This is a genomic window from Enterobacter sp. MGH 33 (assembly GCF_000534535.1).
GTDB classification, from domain to species: domain Bacteria; phylum Pseudomonadota; class Gammaproteobacteria; order Enterobacterales; family Enterobacteriaceae; genus Enterobacter; species Enterobacter hormaechei_C.
On record NZ_KI973212.1, the window covers coordinates 389,361 to 407,838 of the forward strand.

At 52.8% G+C, this 18,478-nt stretch carries 17 protein-coding genes and 1 pseudogene; 6 read left to right on the top strand and 12 right to left on the bottom strand.

The genetic code is table 11. From position 1 onward, the window contains the following. Positions 1 to 40: 40 nt before the first annotated feature. From L379_RS21965 to rfaQ, 4 genes are read right to left on the bottom strand one after another with little or no spacing between them, the layout of a single operon-like run. Positions 41 to 1,030: a glycosyltransferase gene (locus L379_RS21965; RefSeq protein ID WP_015570038.1), complete on the bottom strand. Its 990-nt coding sequence runs from the start codon at positions 1,028 to 1,030 to the stop codon at positions 41 to 43. Positions 1,031 to 1,041: 11 nt separating this feature from the next. Then, complete coding sequence (locus L379_RS21960) at positions 1,042 to 2,142, bottom strand: glycosyltransferase (protein ID WP_032652125.1); 1,101 nt, start codon at positions 2,140 to 2,142, stop codon at positions 1,042 to 1,044. 2 nt (positions 2,143 to 2,144) lie between these two features. Beyond that, positions 2,145 to 3,272 (bottom strand): glycosyltransferase family 4 protein, encoded by a 1,128-nt coding sequence (locus L379_RS21955; RefSeq protein ID WP_023295714.1) that lies wholly within the window; start codon positions 3,270 to 3,272, stop codon positions 2,145 to 2,147. Then, positions 3,269 to 4,339: a putative lipopolysaccharide heptosyltransferase III gene (rfaQ, locus tag L379_RS21950; protein WP_017383615.1), complete on the bottom strand. Its 1,071-nt coding sequence runs from the start codon at positions 4,337 to 4,339 to the stop codon at positions 3,269 to 3,271. The genes L379_RS21955 and rfaQ overlap by 4 nt, the downstream gene beginning before the upstream one ends. A 150-nt stretch (positions 4,340 to 4,489) precedes the next feature. Between rfaQ and L379_RS21945 the strand changes: the two genes are divergently transcribed. Next, positions 4,490 to 5,443: a polysaccharide deacetylase family protein gene (locus L379_RS21945; RefSeq protein WP_032652128.1), complete on the top strand. Its 954-nt coding sequence runs from the start codon at positions 4,490 to 4,492 to the stop codon at positions 5,441 to 5,443. Positions 5,444 to 5,469: 26 nt separating this feature from the next. On the opposite strand, the gene L379_RS21940 is transcribed toward L379_RS21945, so the two are convergent. From L379_RS21940 to rfaD, 6 genes are read right to left on the bottom strand one after another with little or no spacing between them, the layout of a single operon-like run. Beyond that, on the bottom strand, positions 5,470 to 6,681 hold the full coding sequence (locus L379_RS21940) for an O-antigen ligase family protein (RefSeq protein WP_032652131.1): 1,212 nt from the start codon (positions 6,679 to 6,681) through the stop codon (positions 5,470 to 5,472). Then, positions 6,669 to 7,568 (bottom strand): glycosyltransferase family 2 protein, encoded by a 900-nt coding sequence (locus tag L379_RS21935; protein ID WP_032652133.1) that lies wholly within the window; start codon positions 7,566 to 7,568, stop codon positions 6,669 to 6,671. The genes L379_RS21940 and L379_RS21935 overlap by 13 nt, the downstream gene beginning before the upstream one ends. A gap of 5 nt (positions 7,569 to 7,573) precedes the next feature. Next, positions 7,574 to 8,683, bottom strand: a complete 1,110-nt coding sequence (locus L379_RS21930; protein ID WP_017693958.1) for a glycosyltransferase family 9 protein — start codon at positions 8,681 to 8,683, stop codon at positions 7,574 to 7,576. Between the two features lie 3 nt (positions 8,684 to 8,686). Further along, positions 8,687 to 9,670, bottom strand: coding sequence for a lipopolysaccharide heptosyltransferase RfaC (rfaC, locus tag L379_RS21925; RefSeq protein WP_032652135.1), 984 nt, complete (start codon positions 9,668 to 9,670; stop codon positions 8,687 to 8,689). A gap of 3 nt (positions 9,671 to 9,673) precedes the next feature. Continuing rightward, positions 9,674 to 10,720, bottom strand: a complete 1,047-nt coding sequence (gene rfaF / locus L379_RS21920; protein ID WP_032652136.1) for an ADP-heptose--LPS heptosyltransferase RfaF — start codon at positions 10,718 to 10,720, stop codon at positions 9,674 to 9,676. A 2-nt stretch (positions 10,721 to 10,722) separates the two neighbouring features. Then, positions 10,723 to 11,655: an ADP-glyceromanno-heptose 6-epimerase gene (gene rfaD / locus L379_RS21915; RefSeq protein ID WP_003860858.1), complete on the bottom strand. Its 933-nt coding sequence runs from the start codon at positions 11,653 to 11,655 to the stop codon at positions 10,723 to 10,725. 213 nt (positions 11,656 to 11,868) lie between these two features. Here rfaD and kbl point away from each other — a divergent pair, with 213 nt between their 5' ends. Next, positions 11,869 to 13,065: a glycine C-acetyltransferase gene (kbl, locus tag L379_RS21910; RefSeq protein WP_015570030.1), complete on the top strand. Its 1,197-nt coding sequence runs from the start codon at positions 11,869 to 11,871 to the stop codon at positions 13,063 to 13,065. A 9-nt stretch (positions 13,066 to 13,074) separates the two neighbouring features. Further along, positions 13,075 to 14,103 carry an L-threonine 3-dehydrogenase gene (tdh, locus tag L379_RS21905; RefSeq protein WP_017383610.1) on the top strand — a complete coding sequence of 343 codons (1,029 nt, stop codon included), beginning with the start codon at positions 13,075 to 13,077 and terminating at the stop codon, positions 14,101 to 14,103. Positions 14,104 to 14,130: 27 nt separating this feature from the next. Here the strand turns inward: tdh and L379_RS21900 are convergent, their stop codons facing one another. Continuing rightward, a complete protein-coding gene (locus tag L379_RS21900; protein ID WP_023302890.1) occupies positions 14,131 to 15,045 on the bottom strand; it encodes a hypothetical protein in 915 nt (304 codons plus the stop codon). Between the two features lie 15 nt (positions 15,046 to 15,060). Further along, positions 15,061 to 16,266, bottom strand: coding sequence for a glycosyltransferase (locus L379_RS21895; protein ID WP_017693957.1), 1,206 nt, complete (start codon positions 16,264 to 16,266; stop codon positions 15,061 to 15,063). A 205-nt stretch (positions 16,267 to 16,471) separates the two neighbouring features. Between L379_RS21895 and L379_RS21890 the strand changes: the two genes are divergently transcribed. The 3 genes and pseudogenes from L379_RS21890 to L379_RS26225 form a co-directional block, all read left to right on the top strand. Beyond that, positions 16,472 to 17,149, top strand: a complete 678-nt coding sequence (locus L379_RS21890) for a glycosyltransferase family 2 protein (RefSeq protein WP_081754683.1) — start codon at positions 16,472 to 16,474, stop codon at positions 17,147 to 17,149. Positions 17,150 to 17,189: 40 nt separating this feature from the next. Further along, complete coding sequence (locus L379_RS21885; RefSeq protein ID WP_001575870.1) at positions 17,190 to 18,170, top strand: IS5-like element IS5 family transposase; 981 nt, start codon at positions 17,190 to 17,192, stop codon at positions 18,168 to 18,170. A gap of 148 nt (positions 18,171 to 18,318) precedes the next feature. Then, positions 18,319 to 18,471, top strand: a pseudogene (locus tag L379_RS26225) (glycosyltransferase family 2 protein); the annotation flags it as partial. Between the last annotated feature and the right edge of the window lie 7 nt (positions 18,472 to 18,478).

Consider the following 18,478-nt stretch of genomic DNA (forward strand, 5'->3'; position numbering starts at 1 on the left):
CCGGGAAATTCTAAGCATTTAAGCGTGCTAAAGCTATCTCTTATGCCAGATACCGTTTTAAACGGAAGTAGCGCCGGCCCAGGCGCCAGCGCAAACGCGGGCTTTTGGCACTTTTCCAGATGAGCTTCCAGATCCCGGTGTCGAAGAACTCTTTGATTATCATTGATTTCTTCGCCTCATCCTTCATGTTGTCGAAGGTATGAATAATTCCCAGACCCTCTTTAGCGATTTGCCAGTAACAGGCCGGGATATTTTTCACTTTATCCGGGTAGCGCTGGTTAATGGCATCAAGCATCTTCAGGATCTTCATATAATGGCGCGCAGAGCGAATCAGCGTGTCGTCATTATCCGGGGTGTGCGATACCGAGGCGGAGTGAATGTAGTAGTCGTAAAAGCGTTCGCTGGTGTATTGAACGCGTTCCGCGGCAAGCAGCACCTCAGTCGTCCACGGGATATCCTGATGGCGCAGGCCTGGCTCGAAACGGAAGCCGTGCTGACGAATAAAATCGTGACGATAGATATTCAGCCAGGTCACATGCAGGAACTTACGTGAATCCAGCGCCTTTTTTAACCATGCCGCGCCATTCATGACGCCCGTTGAGGCGAGCTTATCTTCAGGGAAAATAGGGCGAGACGGTTTTTTGTTATTTTCCCAGACGTAGTTGCCATTGCAGGTGGCGACATCCAGGTTCTGCGTGACGGCCATATCCAGCAGACGCTGGTACATGCCGGGTTTGAAGACATCATCAATATCCGGGAAAGAGAGATACTGCCCGGTCGCAACGGCCAGGCCAGTATTACGCGCGATGGACACGCCCTGATTAGGTTGTTCAATAACCTGCATCTGTGGCAGCTTTTCGCGCCATTTTTCGACAATCTGCATCGAGCGGTCAGTGGAACCGTCATTCACGATGATGACTTCCATACTGTCGATGTGTTGATTTACAAGGCAGGTAAAGAACTGATCGAGAAAAGCTTCACCGTTATAAACGGCCACCACCACGCTTAATAAAGGCGCTGAATTTTGCATATGAAACCTGATTATTTTTGGTTGTCGACCAAAGCAATGTATTGCTGGCAAATGGCGTTGATACCGAACGATGCGATCGTTTCGCGATCAACAACCGGCGGAGAGGCATACAGTTCTGCCAGTGTTTTCGCCAGTGATTCGTCGGTTAACGCTGTCAGACCACGCGCCAGGGGGCCAGTAAGGATCTCTGCAGGGCCGCCAGGGCAGTTTGTACTCACCGGTGGGGTCTGACAGATAATGGACTCTACCAGTACATTACCAAAACCTTCGCAGTCGGAACTTAACACTAAAAGGCGTGCCCCTTTGATCCACGGGTAGGGGTTGGTTTCGAACGGGCGGAAGACGATCTTGTTTTCAATTCCCAGCTTAGCGGCAAGCTGTTTGAGCTGATTTATTTTCGCGTCAGAACCTTTGCCTATCAACACCAGCGATGCGTCGATCTTGCTCAGCGCAAACGCCCGCAGCAGCCTGTCGTGACGTTTGTGTTCATGAAAACGGCCAACGTGGATAATGTAATCCTGCCCCTGCATCTCAAAGGGCGCTTCCGCCAGACGCTGAATTTCAGGGATATCAAAGGGGTTATGGATAACCGCTTTGCGCCGCAGGGGGATCGCGAGTACTTCAGACAGATCGTGCAGCACGGCGCCAGAAACCGCCACCACGTTGCGGTTTTCATAGGTATGACGAATTTTATAATGCTTAAACCAGCGAGAAAGCCCGCTGCGATGGCGCAAATAGGAGAAGGAGAACATTCCGTGTACGCAGAACCAGACCTTATCCCGATCCAGCACGCGGCTGTGCGCCACGATACGGTCGGTTTTATGCAGATGTGAGAACACGACATCAAATTTACCGCTGCGTTCTGCCTGCTCGATGGCGCGATCCAGCAAACGGGCGCGACGCGGGATCTCGGTCAGCTTCCGCCAGGGTTTTTTACAGGTATCCTGCACAACCTGAAAATCGATGCCTTCCGGAATGGCGTAGTCGCACACCTTCCGTAAGGAGAAAAGGGTGACCTGATGCCCCAGTTCTGTCAGTCCGCTGGAGAGGGTAAGAACCGTCTTTTCGGCTCCTCCACCGGGTAAACCATCAATAATCATTAGGATGCGCATTATTAATCCAGTAATTTTTGATAAAGCGAAATAAGCTGACTTGATAGTTTTTCAGGGGTTGCTTCTCTGACGCGTTCACGCGCCGCAAGCCCCATATTGTTATTTTTTTCCAGTGAAGGGATGGACATGACGGCCTCCTTCAATGTGTGGATATCAAGTGCATCACAGTAAAACCCGTTCTGGCCTTGCTCAATAAATTCTGAACCACCGCAACTCTCTGACGTAATGACGGGCAATCCACAGGCCATTGCTTCAAGTATGACGTTAGGGAAAGGATCATACAGCGTCGGCAGCAGTAAACCATCAGAAAGCTGATAAAATGGCAGCGTCTCTTTTTGCATCCCCAGGAAACGGATTTGCCCCTCACAGCCTAATGAACGGGCGAGGTCGCGATAACGGCTTTCCGCTTTATCCTGACCGACCACAACCAGCCACGCCGAGGTTCCTGCTATAGCCCGAATAGCGCTTGCCAGCCCCTTGCGTTCAAACCCTGAACCCACGAAGCAGAAAATGACGGCATCAGCGGGTAAGCCAAATTGCTGACGCAGTACAGCGCGTTGTCTCTCTTCTGCCGGAACGAAGCGGCTGGAATCTATTGAATTATAAATCACATGTATCTTTTTTGCGTCAATATCAAAGTCTTCGACGATTTCGCGCTTGATCATCTCCGCATTACAGATAACGGCTTTCAACTCGGGAGCCTGGTACATTTCACGTTCTGCGTGCATCACGTAGCGGTGATAGCGATCGTGCATAAGCAGCTTCGCGCGCCAGGCGGGGAGAATACGCGTACGCTGTAGCAGCCAGCGTCGATGTACACCATCCCCGGCGCGGTAAATATCGCAGCCCGGAATACGTTCGTGGCTCTGGACAATATCAAACTGCTGTTGCTGCCACAGCGTGCGCGCGGCGTGTGCAAAGCCGCGCTCACGGCTGATGCGGCCCCACTTTCGTGGATCGCAAATATGAATATGCCAGTCGTCCTGCTTTTCGCCCTGCCACTCGCGGGTGATGACGTTGAGCTCAAGATTTTGATTGCTCAGCGCGGTAAGTGCCCTGGAGACAAAACGTTCTGCTCCCCCATCCGGACGATATTTTTGGCGCACAATGGCCAGACGATGAAGCTTCATTGCAGGTATCTCCTTGCGGCGGAGACGACAGCATCAACGGGGATGGCGTCGAGATAACGTTCCGTCGTTTTTGTATCAATGGCGTCAGGGTTGGGAAGCGGGCCGTAGTTACCTGCCCAGATGACCTCTCCGTTAACCTGCCATGGCGACCAGAACGTCAATTTTGACGGGCCAAACAGCGCCACGCAGGGCGTCTGAAGAGCGGCGGCCATGTGCATGGGTACGGAGTCAACGCCAATGAACAGGATCGCGTGATCGATTAGCGAGGCCAGTTGGCGCAGGGTTAACTGCCCTGCCAGCGATACAACACCCGTCTGCGGGGAGGCGGCAAGAATGCGGTCAATCATCGCCAGCTCTTTCTTGTCCGGTCCCGCCGTGAGGACGATAGTGTGGCCGTCCTGCTGCAACGCGGCGATAGTTTGCGCCATTTTGCCTTCGTCCCAGCACTTAAAGAACCAGCGTGAAGTGGGTTGAATAACGATGTAGCGGTCTCCCACGCCCTTTTGCGACAGCTTTTGGTGAGCATGGCGCCAGTCATCCGCGCTGTAAGCCATGGTCACGGTAGGGTTGGCCATTACCGGCAGCGCTGACAGTATGGAGAGATTTTGTTCAACGGTGTGCAACGACTGATGGCTGGCGACCGAGACCAGTTCACTGTGACAAAAACGCCAGAAGGCGTTATTGCGCTTGTTAAAGGCGAACCCGAGTCGAACCGGTGCGCCGGTGAAGCGGGTGACAATCGCGCTGCGCCACTGATCGGCAAGATTGATCACCAGATGATAATGCTGAGCACGTAAAGCACGAAGCAACTGCCACTCTTTTTGCAGGTGCTTCAGCGTCCCCAGCTGCTTCCATTTACGATCGATACCATAGATCGTCCCGATTGCCGGGTGCGCGGCGAGCATGTCTCGCGTCTCTTCATAGAGAAGCACGTCGATTTGGGCGTCAGGCCATTTCTGGCGTAATGAATTGATGACGGGGGTGGTGAGTAACATGTCACCATGATGGCGAAGTTTGATCAGTAAAATGCGCAAATCAGGCGTGTCAGGTAAGTTATTCATCATCATCTTATCGGCGTTGTACTATTGGCAATTCTAATAGACCTGGTAACGACTTGCACTCTTTCTCCATAATGTCAGGAATTTCCCTGGAAGGGTTTACTCCTGCTTTCGGGCGTGCGTAACATAGCGCTAACTATTTTGTCTTGCGGGCTCATTATGAAAAAACCAGCGTTTATCATCACGATCGATACCGAAGGGGATAATCTCTGGCAGAACCACCGGGTGATCAAAACGGAAAACGCGCGCTACCTGGCGCGGTTTCAGGCGCTTTGTGAACGTTTCGGCTTTAAGCCCGTCTGGCTGACCAACTACGAGATGGCCGTCGAACCGGTATTCATTGAGTTCGCGAAAGAGGTCATAGCCCGCGGCCAGGGTGAGGTGGGAATGCATCTCCATGCCTGGAACAGCCCTCCGGAGCACGATCTGACCGGTGATGACTGGCGCTGGCAGCCTTATCTGATTGAGTTTTCAGACGAGGTCATGCGTGAGAAAGTGCTCTTCATGACCCGCTTACTGGAAGAGACTTTCCAGACAAAAATGCTCAGCCATCGCGCCGGGCGCTGGGCATTCGACAGCCGTTACGCCCAGTTGCTGATTGAGCTGGGGTATCAGGTAGATTGTTCCGTTACGCCGCGCGTGAACTGGCGCAACGCGAAAGGTGCCCCGCAGGGTAATGGCGGAACGAATTACCAGCATTTTCCCGATAGTGCCTACTTTTTGGACGTAGACGACATTTCCCGGCCGGGAAACAGCCCTCTCCTCGAAGTGCCGATGAGCATCCAGTATAAACACCCGGCATGGCTGAATTCCCTGAAGCAGGGTTATGATCGTCTGCGCGGTAAATACCGTTCTCCGTCAGTTAACTGGTTACGTCCGTCCGGAGGAAATGCGGCGGAGATGATTAAGGTTGCGCAGCAGTGCCTGGCTCAGGGGAATGACTACGTGGAATTCATGCTGCATTCGTCGGAATTTATGCCTGGCGGGAGCCCTACTTTTAAAGACGAGGTCGCGATTGAGGGGCTGTATCAGGATCTGGAGCAGCTCTTTACCTGGTTATCAGATAAGACCGTTGGGATGACGCTGGCGGAGTTTTACCAGTACAAAAAATAGTTATGCCCGCCAGGCGGGCATATTTGTTATTGCTGTTTTGTTTGTGAGAAAGGTGTACTTAGCGCAAACAAAATCATAAAGAAGATTAAGGCTTCTGAACTGAGCAGTATGACATCTGTCAGTCCATACAAAAGCAAAAGAAGCATCGACGTCAGCAGCAGTGCGTTTCTGTTTCGTAAGGCATACACAATCATCGAAACGAAGAAAAAGAGCATTACCGCTACGCCGGGGATCCCCTGCAAAGAGTATTTCTCAATAAATTCATTATGCAGGTGGACTTTGATGTACACGAGCGCGGTAGCAAGATGTGGATGGCCGTCTTTTATATACTGCCGTGTCCACGCTTCACGCTCTTCCAGCGATTGCCCTAACGGATGGGCAAGACCATTCTCGATCCCGATAGTCCACATCGAAAAACGTGCGCCGAGTGAGGTGCGGTCAAAACCTTGTTGATAACGTTCAACCTCACGTTGGGTTTGTTGTATTTTTGGCGAAATCAATGGTTTGTAGCTAACGATTACAACGCCTGCAACAATGCATAAAAAGATGAGGGCTGATTTAAGATGAATCTTTCTGAAATGATAAAGCGTGAGCACAATTGCCAGAAGCAGATATAAACCCATCGCAGCGCGGGTCCCCGTCAACAGTATGACGAAGTAAGAGATTAATATAGTGAAGCCCGCAACAACATACAGCTTCACGTTCTGTTGAAGGTAAAGACTGTATACGAAAGCCAGTGACAGGACAGAATAAACATAAGCTGAAACGGTGGCACGGTTAATTGCCATCTCAACGCGAGTCATACCTTGCGAGGCCTGCCACAAGCCATACCCTGTGGCGAGCACAAACCCCAGGGCCGTTGCGAAGAAGAAGAATTTCCTGAAGGTATCCTTATCGATATAAAACTTAAAGCGGTCGATATAGAAAATCAGGACACTCGCTAAAATTAACTTTTTGCTGGCACCGAGGTAGTCGCTGTAAAGGTTGAGACCCTCGTTATGATACTCATAGAGTAAGTACCAGCCGAGGTTAAGTAACCCAATCAGCAGAATGGGCAGTGCTATAGTAAAAGGTCGCAGAGTGATTTTTTTATATTCGAAAGCCAGGCCAATAATACTGACGTAAATAGCGATATAGAAAAATTCTCTTTGCTTCCCAGAACTGACTAAAGCCAGTATCAAGGAGATGAGGCTTAAAGCGATCGTCAGTTGATATAGCCGTGGTTTTATTTTTTCCATAACGCCTCAATAACCCTTTTTTTGTAGCTAAAACGAACATCGGTGGACAGGAAAAAAGACAATGTATACATGGTCTTTACGCGTTGTTTCACGAGCTGCAATTGTTGGTCTGTCAGACAGGACCGATGGTTGCTGTAAATATCAAACCAGTGGCAATTGACGAGATGTTTGTAGCGTGACGGAAATGTTCTTTCCATCTGTAACGTGCATTCGACAAGCGTTGAAATTTTGCTGGCGTCCAGACTGCTCGACAAACTGTCGCGACGCTTGATGTAATAATAATGCCCCTGGCGTTGATAGGCTATTTTGCTCGATTGCATCAACATTCCCGGGAAGACAGCGAAATCCTCATAACATAACATCGGAGGTATGGGATTTTTCTCGTAAAGACTACGATGAATAAACTGGCCAATGAGATGTGCCTGAAAGTCTTTATGACGTAAGAAACGAGCAATTGCTTCATGTTGTGACAATGGCACAGGCTTAAATCCCTGCCAGTCTGAAGTCATTTTCCGGGGATCGCGAATCTCAAGCAAACGAGTCAGTAACATGTCCGGACGTTGCGCTTTCAGGAAGGCCATTGCGTCCCTGAGGCTGCCAGGCTTTAAGCAATCATCACTGTCGAGCATCGTAATATACTCACCCGATGCCAGTGCGACAGCGCTGTTTCTTACCCGGCCAACGTTACGAAAGTTCACGGTGCGCGTTATGATCTGAGGAAATTTCGGCGACCACTCATCAATTATTGCCTGCGTGGCATCCTCAGAACTGTCATTGAAAATAATGACTTCAGTATCCTGATCGGTTGCTGCCAGCAGGCTTGAAAGCGTGGCGTGCAGCGTAGCTTCAGCGTTATGCGCAGCAATAATGACGCTTAAAAAAGCCATAAAAATTAGTTTCCTTGAGCGTCGGTAGCGCTAGCCAGTGAGCGGGCTTTTGGTAATGTACGGATAAACTGCTGAAGATCGTGTAACGCGGAGTCAGTGACAGAGAATAGCGCTTCCCGTTCTTGCGGGAAGTAATAGCGCGTTTCAAACACATAAGAACAAATGTTATCGTCATTCCCGATCAGCATCACATTGCCAAGCGGACGCTGTTCATAGTGACAACACGGTCCAAACAGCAGGACCACCGGCACGCCGACGGCGTCTGCGATGTAGACATTCCCCGAGTCAGACGCGATATAGCAGTCCATCTTAGAAATGGCCCAGGGAAGCTCTTCCAGCGAAATTTTGCCAATAAGATTGATAAAATTGGGGATGTCACCGTAAAGACGGGTGATATCGTCCATCCACGACTGTTCGTTTGGCGCGCCGAAGACATAAAACTCGCAGGGTAAATCAGCAAGTTGATCAACAATCCGCTTCCAGATAACCGGAGGGACGGTTTTGGCTTTATTGCCCGCCGCAATACTGATGCCGATGCGGATAACGCCAGGTTTATCAAGAATGGCCGGCCAGGTCGTCGGCTTGAAGAGTGGCTTTGTGGCGTGCTTGGGAGAGTCTTGCCACGTGAGCGAGCGGTCGGCCAGTTTCAGGTAGTTCGTCACCGAAAGCGTTTTTTTGCCATGCTCAACGGTGCCGTCGGCTGCGAGATAGAAAATCCCGTGATACCACCTGCGCGTGTAAATGCTTAAAAATTGTTTGTTTTTGGCATTGCAGACGGCGGCAAAAAAGAGGTTCACGCTGTTGGGCTGTAGCAGGTAGACGTTGTCGTAGCGGTTCATGATCCTGCACGCGAAGCACAGTTTACGCCACAGGTTGCGCTTATGCTGCTCAATAAAATAGATCTGCTCAATAGTCTCATCATGCTTCGCCAGCGCGCCAACGCTGCGACTGATCAACACATCGCTTTTTTGCAGATATGCCAGAAGAGGCGTCGCATTAATAAAGTCACCGATTTTGGCTGTCTGAATGACAAGGTTCTTGCCCGTGTCTTTTCGAAACAGCTTCCGGATGAGTTTCACCGGAAAGAGTAAAATCAGCAGAAATACATAACTCATGGGTTAAATATCCCTGTTGGAAAGCCGATGGCTGCCCTGTAAAAATGAAAAAATAGCATCTGCGCTAATATCCTTCGTTTGTTGCGTAGGGCTGACCATCTGATGCTGGTTTTTACCGTAACCCCCGATCAACCCCGGATCGGTCGGGCCGAAAATCGTGATATTAGGACGATCCAGTGCGGCGGTTAAATGGCTTAACCCTGTATCCACAGAAACGACGGCGTTAGCGCCCGCCAGCTGTGCGGCAACCTGCGCCAGCGTGAGTTTGGGTAACACCTCGACGTGGGAAAAACCTGCTGCCAGACGTTCCGCTCGCTGCCGCTCATGTTCAGCGCCCCACGGGAGTTTAATATGGATACCGCAAGGTTGCATTAGTTCAATCAGCCTTCTCCAGTGCGTTTCCGGCCAGTGCTTATCGTCGCGCGTTGTGGCATGCAGGAAGACCAGATAGGGCGCGCTATCCTTGTCCGTTTCGCGCAGAAAATGCTGTGCGATGGCGTAGTCACCCTGGAGGTCGGGTTTTGCATAGCCGAGACTCTTAGCGAACAGCTCACGGGTACGTTCCACGGCGTGCTGCTGCTTCGCAATATGGTGGCGACGGTTATAGAACAGGCTCGCCAGCGGTTCGCGGGCGGTTTGCCAGTCCATGCCGTGCTTTACGCCGTGCGCCAGACGCGTGACCAGCGCGGCGCTTTTCACCAGCCCCTGGGCGTCGACGATCGCGTCGTAACGCCGGGCCTGCACCGCTTCGCGGAAGGCTTTGCGTTCGGCTTTAATCTGTGCGGAGAACCACGCTTTGCGCCAGCGGCGAATGGCCACCGGGATCACGCGATCAACCGCTTCATGCCAGGTGGGGATCTGCGCGAAGCCTTCTTCCACCACCCAGTCAAAACGGATGCCGGGAATGGCCCGCATGGCGTCCGTCAGCGACGGCAGCGTATGCAGAACATCACCCATTGAGGAGGTTTTAACGATCAATACCCGCATCCGTTATCCTTCTTCGCTCAACAGCAGTGCGTTGAGTTCTTCGAGAACACGCTGCGGGGTAATGTCGATCAGGCTCTGATGGTAACCTTCTGCGGCATCGCCTTTGCGCACCTTGTGGTAGCCGGTGATCAAACGGATCACGCGCGCCTTGTGCGACAGCGGCGGCGTGAAGTCCGGGCTGCTTGGGCCATACAGCGCGACCAGCGGGCGGTCCAGCGCGGCGGCGACGTGCATCAGGCCAGAGTCGTTACTGACCACGGCCTTACAGGCGGCAATGAGGATAACCGCCTGCTCGAGTTGCGTTTCCCCGGCCAGGTTGCGGCACCATGCCTGTTGCTCGGTGCTCAGCGTGGCGAGAATTTCATTGCCCGCCTCATGATCTTTCGCCGAGCCAAACAGCACAATCTGATAGCCTTCATCGATAAGCTGTTTCGCCAGCTCTGCATAGTGATAGTGCGGCCAGCGTTTTGCCGGACCGAATTCTGCGCCAGGGCAGAACCCAATCATCGGGCGTTCGGACGAAATGCCAAATGCGTTGCAGGTGTGGGATTTCTCCCCATCGCTTACCTGGAGCTGCGGCCACAGCAGCGGCTGCGGCAGATCTTTCGCGCTGCGCATCACGCCTTTGTCGTAGGCCAGCGCCACGTAGCGCTCCACCATCAGCGGCCAGGCCTCTTTATCCAGCACCCGGGCGTCGTTCAGCAGGCCGTAGCGCATTTCACCGCGCCAGCCGGTACGGTGCGGGATGCCCGCAAAGAAGGGCACAAGGGCGGATTTGAAGGAGTTAGGCAGCACGTACGCGCGGTCATAGCGTTTCTCGCGCAGGCTGTGGCCGAGTTTGCGGCGTTCACCGATTTCCAGCGCCCCGTGTCCGAGCGGCATCGGGATCGCCTCGTTCACTTCCGGCATACGCGATAACAGCGGACGGCACCATGTGGGTGCCATCACGTCGATTATCGCCTGGGGATAACGCGCCTTGAGCGTGCGATAGAGACTTTGCGACATCATCATGTCGCCCACCCATGACGGGCCGATCACCAGAATTTTCATGCTTATGCGTCGCGGTTCAGCCAGGCCATATATTCCGTTACGCCTTCGGCAACGGTCTTGAACGGCTTGTCGTAGCCTGCGGCGCGCAGGTTAGTCAGGTCCGCCTGGGTGAATGCCTGGTAGCGGCCTTTCAGCTTATCCGGGAACGGAATGTACTCGATGCTGCCTTTCTTATGGTACGCCAGCGTCGCGTCTGCCACCGCCTGGAAGGATTCCGCGCGGCCAGTGCCCAGGTTGAAAATGCCGGACACGCCATTTTCCAGGAACCACAGGTTTACTGCCGCCACATCGCCCACGTAGACGAAGTCACGCTTGAAGCCGTCGCTGCCTTCGAACAGTTTCGGGCTTTCGCCGTTATTTAATTGGGTGTTCAGGTGGAACGCCACGCTCGCCATGCTGCCTTTGTGGCCTTCGCGCGGCCCGTAGACGTTGAAGTAGCGGAAGCCGACAATCTGCGAGTTCGCTTCTGGCAGGATCTGACGTACGTACTCATCAAACAGGAATTTGGAGTAACCGTAAACGTTCAGCGGCTGCTCATATTCGCGGGATTCGATGAAATCTGAAGTGCGCCCACCGTAAGTTGCCGCGGAAGAGGCGTACAGGAACGGAATTTCACGCTCCAGGCAGTAGTGCAGGAGCTCTTTGGAGTACTGATAGTTGTTATCCATCATGTACTTGCCGTCCCACTCGGTGGTGGAGGAGCACGCACCTTCGTGGAAGATGGCTTCGATCTCGCCGAACTCTTCACCCGCCATAATCTGGATAAGGAAGTCTTCTTTATCCATGTAGTCAGCGATGTTCAGATCCACCAGGTTCACGAACTTGGTGCCGTCTTTCAGGTTGTCCACCACCAGAATGTCGGTGATGCCTTTGTCATTGAGGGCCTTAACAATATTGCTGCCGATAAAGCCCGCGCCGCCAGTAACGATGATCATAACTGTAACCTTTGAAGTATGAGTCGGGGAATATCCCGAACGCTAATCTCTTTATCATATCATCACAATGCTCAGGCTTCAGCCATTCACCGATATGCAGCAGGGGTACGCGTGATTTATGCTGCAAAAACGAGAAGAGATACTGCGTCATCTCGTCATGAACTATTGGTTTGGGTAATATGTGCCAAAATTTGCCGAGTCTGGAGAATTGCAATGCGTGGTGATTTTTACAAACAGTTAAACAGCGACCTCGACACCGCACGTGCGGAAGGGTTGTTCAAAGAAGAGCGTATTATCACGTCTGCCCAGCAGGCGGACATCACCGTTGCCGACGGCAGCCATGTGATCAACTTTTGCGCGAACAACTACTTAGGTCTTGCGAATCACCCTGAGCTAATTGCCGCGGCGAAAAACGGCATGGACACCCACGGTTTCGGTATGGCCTCCGTTCGCTTTATCTGCGGTACGCAGGACAGCCACAAGCAGCTTGAGCAAAAGCTGGCGAACTTCCTCGGAATGGAAGACGCGATTCTGTACTCCTCCTGCTTCGACGCCAACGGCGGTCTGTTTGAGACCCTGCTCGGCGCAGAAGACGCGATTATCTCCGACGCCCTGAACCACGCCTCCATCATCGACGGCGTACGCCTTTGCAAAGCGAAGCGTTTCCGCTACGCCAACAACGACATGGTGGAGCTGGAAGCGCGCCTGAAAGAGGCCCGTGAAGCAGGGGCTCGCCACGTCCTGATCGCCACCGACGGCGTGTTCTCCATGGACGGTGTGATCGCCAACCTGAAGGGCGTGTGCGATCTGGCGGATAAATACGACGCGCTGGTGATGGTGGATGACTCTCACGCGGTCGGTTTTGTCGGCGAAAACGGTCGTGGCTCCCACGAATACTGCGACGTAATGGGCCGCGTGGATATCATCACCGGTACGCTGGGCAAAGCGCTCGGCGGCGCGTCTGGCGGCTACACTGCCGCGCGTAAAGAGGTGGTCGAGTGGCTGCGCCAGCGCTCCCGCCCGTATTTGTTCTCCAACTCCCTGGCGCCGGCGATTGTGGCTGCCTCCATTAAAGTGCTGGAGATGGTGGAATCCGGGGCTGAGCTGCGCGACCGCCTGTGGGCTAACGCCCGCCTGTTCCGTGAAAAAATGAGTGCCGCAGGATTCACCCTGGCCGGTGCCGATCACGCGATCATTCCGGTGATGCTGGGCGACGCGGTTGTCGCGCAGAAATTTGCTCGTGAGCTTCAGAAAGAAGGGATTTACGTGACCGGGTTCTTCTTCCCGGTGGTACCAAAAGGTCAGGCGCGTATCCGCACCCAGATGTCTGCGGCGCACTCGCCTGAACAAATTGAACGTGCGGTGGAAGCCTTTACCCGCATCGGCAAACAGCTGGGCGTCATTGCCTGAGGACGTATGATGAAAGCGTTATCCAAACTGAAAGCGGAAGAAGGGATTTGGATGACCGACGTGCCGGAGCCGGAAGTCGGTCATAACGATCTGCTGATCAAAATTCGTAAAACCGCCATCTGCGGTACTGACGTTCACATCTACAACTGGGACCAGTGGTCACAGAAAACCATTCCGGTACCGATGGTTGTCGGTCACGAATATGTCGGCGAAGTGGTGGGTATCGGCCAGGAAGTAAAAGGCTTCAACATTGGCGATCGCGTCTCCGGTGAAGGCCACATTACCTGCGGTCACTGCCGTAACTGTCGCGGTGGGCGTACCCACCTGTGCCGCAACACCGTCGGCGTGGGCGTGAACCGTCCGGGCTGTTTCGCGGAATATCTGGTGATCCCGGCGTTTAACGCCTTCAAAATCCCGGACAATATCTCTGACGATCTGGCCTCCATTTTCGACCCGTTCGGCAACGCGGTACACACGGCGCTCTCCTTCGACCTGGTGGGTGAAGACGTGCTGGTTTCCGGCGCGGGCCCCATCGGCATTATGGCGGCAGCCGTGGCGAAGCATGTGGGTGCGCGCAACGTGGTGATCACCGACGTGAACGAATACCGCCTGTCGTTGGCGCGCAAAATGGGCGTCACCCGCGCGGTGGATGTCTCGAAAGAGAGCCTGACCGATGTGATGGAAGAGCTGGGCATGACCGAAGGCTTTGACGTGGGTCTGGAGATGTCCGGCGCGCCACCGGCGTTCCGCACCATGCTCGACACCATGAACCACGGTGGCCGTATCGCGATGCTGGGTATTCCACCGTCAGATATGTCCATTGACTGGAACAAAGTCATCTTCAAGGGGCTGTTCATTAAGGGCATCTATGGCCGTGAGATGTTCGAAACCTGGTACAAGATGGCCGCGCTGATCCAGTCCGGTCTGGATCTGTCCCCGATTATCACTCACCGTTTCTCCATCGATGAGTTCCAGCAGGGCTTTGACGCAATGCGGTCCGGCCAGTCAGGGAAAGTGATCCTGAGCTGGGATAAGTAATTAAAAAGGGGCCAGCGGCCCCTTTTTTTACTGATTCTTTTTCTCTTCGTCCGTCAGGTAACGCACCTTGCGGGTGTAATCCTGGCCTTTGAACAGCAGCCTGTTATCCGGCGATTCCAGATACTTCTGCCATTCGGAAAGCGGGAAACCACCGTGCGCGCCAATCACCTCTTTCGGCACAACGGCTTCCTGACCGCCGATCTTCTTGGAGACCGGCCAGTTCATCCAGTCACCGAGGTTAACCGTTTTTACATCCAGCATGTCCAGCAGCGCAGCGAGCGGCAGCTGATCGGTCGGCGGCTGCGTGTCGTCCATCAGCTCCCAGGTATCCTGGAACAGCGTCAGCCACAGCGGGCAGATACGGCGCCAGGTCTTTTTGGTGGCGGCAAGAAACGCGCCGTTAACGTGATCGACCAGATACGGACGCACCGTTTCTTTGTAATATGCCGGCACTTTCTCCGCTGGCGCGCCGTCCAGCTTGGCAATCATTTTGCCCTGACGGAAGCTGGAGTAGATGTGCATATCCGCCATGTTGATCTCTGGCATTTTAAGCAGGTTGAGATCGGAGTCGATCATCAGCACACCTTCACCGCGCGCCTGCAACGGAGCGTTAAGCTTCACCAGACGACTGAGGTAGATCTGCTTATAGCGGTAACCTTCTTCACGTTTTGGAAGCGTGAGGGTAACAACGCGGGTTTTTGGCGGCAGCTCGCCGAAAGCGGATTCAGGCTGATCGCTGACGATAACAATCTCGCTGACGTCGGTGGCATAACGCTCTGCAAAGGTCGCTGACAATAACGCCTCTTCGACGAAATCCGCGCCCGTACACGGGATCACAATGGAATCCACCGCAACGAGATCGCGCGTGACCGGAAGGGAAGCGTAAGGAATGTTATGACGCCCGGTAATGTGGCGGTAGCGAGCATTCAGGAATTTAAACATGTTCTTCTCGTTTGGTTATTGCGCGCCAAGAACGGCCTCGACACCGTTAACATAGCTTTCAATGGCATACATGTTGCAGACATTCTGGTGTGCGGCAGCGGCGAGCCGGGCGCGCAGAGCAGGATCCTGCCAGATATTATCCAGATGTTGAGCAAGTTGCGACACGTCGCTCCAGGGAAACAGCAGGCCGGTCGACTCATGATCGATCAATTCTGCCGTGCCGGTCACCTTTGAACCAATCACGGGAATATTCAGCAGCATTGCCTCCAGCACGACGCGCGGCAGGCCTTCGCTCTTCGAGGCCAGAATAAATGCGTCAAAGGTGGCGAGATAGTCAAAAGGCGTGTTCTGGAAACCGGTAAAAATGACGTGCTCAGCAATACCCAGCGCGTCAGCCTGTGCCGCCAGTGCGCCGCGCTCCGCCCCTTCACCGACCAGCACCATCTTCCATTTTGCCTGCGGGTGCCTCTGGCTGAACTGTGCCAGCGCCTCCAGCGTATGGTGGTTGGCTTTGCGAGGGATTAGCGAGCCAATGCTGCCGAACACAAACGTGTCGTCATCAATGTTCAGACGCTGGCGCATCGCGCGTCGGTCGGGCAAAGGCTGGTGGATGTCGATAGCATTGTTGACCGTGGTACACAGCGCTGGCCGGACGCCATGCTGAAGCAACACGCGTTCAACGCCGTGCGAGACGGCGATGATTTTTGTGGCATGGGCATTGACCAGCTTCACCAGCGGCGGGGTCAGCACCGGTTCAATCCGGCAGTGCTGGATTATCCGCGCATGCAGGTTTGCGCCCGCCAGATACCCTTCTTCGTTAGAGCCTGGCTGGTTGTTCATATACAGCGTATCGAATCCACCTTCCCTGAAAATGGTCTCGATCTTGCTGACGTTGGGGCGAATGCGCCACAGGGTATCGATATGCCGCGTAAATGCTTTGCGCGCTGAACGCGAGAAAAACAGCAGACCACGTCCCGCTTCTTTCAGTAGTTTTGCCCATGCCGGTTGCTTACGTTGAGGGATAACGAGTAGCGGGATCCCAATGCTATTGAGCACCTGGCCAATCGTTTGACCTTCAGCACGACTATAATCACTGTAAAAACAACAAGTAATGTCGAATTTGTCGCGGTTGATTCGCTTCAGAAGCTCAAGCATACTGTTGGTACCTCCCCCCCATTCTTTGCCCGTGTCCAGGAGGAGGATTTTACGTTTTTGCGGCATGTCTGAATCCGTATGCTACCCTTCATCTGACCGCATTATAAAGAATTTACTGAAATAAAATAGATTTTTTGTATTTCTTTGTCTTTTTACAAGAAAACATTTTAAACGCGCTTATTTTAAAAGTGCGATTTAAGACTTTAATCGCCTCTTCTCAATTCGATAGTATGAGTGAAAAATTTTATGTCGTTATTGAGAGAGTGAAAATATGTTTAAAATAACGGTCTGCTTATTAACGTTTAACTCCGAAAGAACGTTGCACGATGTTATTCCTCCTCTTTTAAAAATAGCAGATGAATTCGTTATAGTGGATTCCGGAAGTACAGACTCGACGATATATATTTGCCAGAGTTATGGATTGTCGCCCATATTCAAAAAATATAGCTGGCACGGCGAGCAGATGAACCATGCCGTATCCCATGCGCATAACGACTGGGTGCTGTGCATGGACAGTGACGAAATACTCGATCAAGAAACCGTTGATGCTATTTTAGAATTAAAAATGGGCGATGAACCCGAACTGGATATGGCGTGGCGGATATGTCGTCACTGGTTTGTTTTGGGAGAAAATGTCCGAACGATTTATCCCGTCTCATCACCGGATTATCCGGTGCGTCTTTTTAACCGTACGCAGTCGCGATTTAATAACCGGCCAGTAGACGATCAGGTTGAAGGTTTTCTCCGTTCTGAACGTATTCCAGGTTATGTCAGACATGAGACGTTTCATTCGCTGCATGAACTTTTTAATAAATTAAACGGATATACCACTCGCCTGGTTCAATATCAGACGATACGTCCCTCTCTTGGTCGCGGCGCGATCAGCGCTATCGGCGCATTTTTCAAATGGTATCTGTTTAGGGAAGGTGCGAACAAGTTCCTGATATGAGATCATCATATTCATCCGGAGCGCATCCCAGAGGGACATCATGAGCCATCAACTCACCTTCGCCGATAGTGAATTCAGCACTAAGCGCCGTCAGACCCGAAAAGAGATTTTCCTCTCCCGCATGGAGCAGATTCTGCCATGGCAGAATATGACCGCTGTCATCAAGCCGTTTTATCCCAAGGCGGGCAATGGCCGACGGCCCTATCCGCTGGAGACCATGCTGCGTATTCACTGCATGCAGCATTGGTACAACCTGAGCGACGGTGCCATGGAAGATGCCCTGTACGAAATCGCCTCCATGCGTCTGTTTGCCCGGTTATCCCTGGATAGCGCCTTGCCGGACCGCACCACCATCATGAATTTCCGCCACCTGCTGGAGCAGCATCAACTGGCCCGCCAATTGTTCAAGACCATCAATCGCTGGCTGGCCGAAGCAGGCGTCATGATGACTCAAGGCACCTTGGTCGATGCCACCATCATTGAGGCACCCAGCTCGACCAAGAACAAAGAGCAGCAACGCGATCCGGAGATGCATCAGACCAAGAAAGGAAATCAGTGGCACTTTGGCATGAAGGCCCACATTGGTGTCGATGCCAAGAGTGGCCTGACCCACAGCCTAGTCACCACCGCGGCCAACGAGCATGACCTCAATCAGCTGGGTAATCTGCTGCATGGAGAGGAGCAATTTGTCTCAGCCGATGCCGGCTACCAAGGGGCGCCACAGCGCGAGGAGCTGGCCGAGGTGGATGTGGACTGGCTGATCGCCGAGCGCCCCGGCAAGGTAAGAACCTTGAAACAGCATCCACGCAAGAACAAAACGGCCATCAACATCGAATACATGAAAGCCAGCATCCGGGCCAAGGTGGAGCACCCATTTCGCATCATCAAGCGACAGTTCGGCTTCGTGAAAGCCAGATACAAGGGGTTGCTGAAAAACGATAACCAACTGGCGATGTTATTCACGCTGGCCAACCTGTTTCGGGCGGACCAAATGATACGTCAGTGGGAGAGATCTCACTAAAAACTGGGGATAACGCCTTAAATGGCGAAGAAACGGTCTAAATAGGCTGATTCAAGGCATTTACGGGAGAAAAAATCGGCTCAAACATGAAGAAATGAAATGACTGAGTCAGCCGAGAAGAATTTCCCCGCTTATTCGCACCTTCCTTAGCGGTGCCTGGCGTCAGGGCAAAGTAGGTGTGGTGACAGGGTTTTATGCCACGGCGTACAGTTTTTTGAAGTATTTCAAGGCCTGGTATCAGGATCGGGAAAAGAGAGAGTCCGTTGCAAAAGAGCGGTCGGACTCTTATCTGGCAGAATAGGCGTTAG

Coding starts and splice junctions, on each gene's coding strand:
- L379_RS21965 (WP_015570038.1), bottom strand. CDS start 1,030: ATGCAAAATTCAGCGCCTTTATTAAGCGTGGTGGTGGCCGTTTATAAC.
- L379_RS21955 (WP_023295714.1), bottom strand. CDS start 3,272: ATGAAGCTTCATCGTCTGGCCATTGTGCGCCAAAAATATCGTCCGGAT.
- L379_RS21935 (WP_032652133.1), bottom strand. CDS start 7,568: ATGGCTTTTTTAAGCGTCATTATTGCTGCGCATAACGCTGAAGCTACG.
- L379_RS21960 (WP_032652125.1), bottom strand. CDS start 2,142: ATGCGCATCCTAATGATTATTGATGGTTTACCCGGTGGAGGAGCCGAA.
- rfaD (WP_003860858.1), bottom strand. CDS start 11,655: ATGATCATCGTTACTGGCGGCGCGGGCTTTATCGGCAGCAATATTGTT.
- L379_RS21930 (WP_017693958.1), bottom strand. CDS start 8,683: ATGAGTTATGTATTTCTGCTGATTTTACTCTTTCCGGTGAAACTCATC.
- L379_RS21895 (WP_017693957.1), bottom strand. CDS start 16,266: ATGCCGCAAAAACGTAAAATCCTCCTCCTGGACACGGGCAAAGAATGG.
- L379_RS21945 (WP_032652128.1), top strand. CDS start 4,490: ATGAAAAAACCAGCGTTTATCATCACGATCGATACCGAAGGGGATAAT.
- kbl (WP_015570030.1), top strand. CDS start 11,869: ATGCGTGGTGATTTTTACAAACAGTTAAACAGCGACCTCGACACCGCA.
- L379_RS21940 (WP_032652131.1), bottom strand. CDS start 6,681: ATGGAAAAAATAAAACCACGGCTATATCAACTGACGATCGCTTTAAGC.
- L379_RS21885 (WP_001575870.1), top strand. CDS start 17,190: ATGAGCCATCAACTCACCTTCGCCGATAGTGAATTCAGCACTAAGCGC.
- rfaF (WP_032652136.1), bottom strand. CDS start 10,720: ATGAAAATTCTGGTGATCGGCCCGTCATGGGTGGGCGACATGATGATG.
- L379_RS21890 (WP_081754683.1), top strand. CDS start 16,472: ATGTTTAAAATAACGGTCTGCTTATTAACGTTTAACTCCGAAAGAACG.
- rfaC (WP_032652135.1), bottom strand. CDS start 9,670: ATGCGGGTATTGATCGTTAAAACCTCCTCAATGGGTGATGTTCTGCAT.
- L379_RS21900 (WP_023302890.1), bottom strand. CDS start 15,045: ATGTTTAAATTCCTGAATGCTCGCTACCGCCACATTACCGGGCGTCAT.
- rfaQ (WP_017383615.1), bottom strand. CDS start 4,339: ATGATGATGAATAACTTACCTGACACGCCTGATTTGCGCATTTTACTG.
- tdh (WP_017383610.1), top strand. CDS start 13,075: ATGAAAGCGTTATCCAAACTGAAAGCGGAAGAAGGGATTTGGATGACC.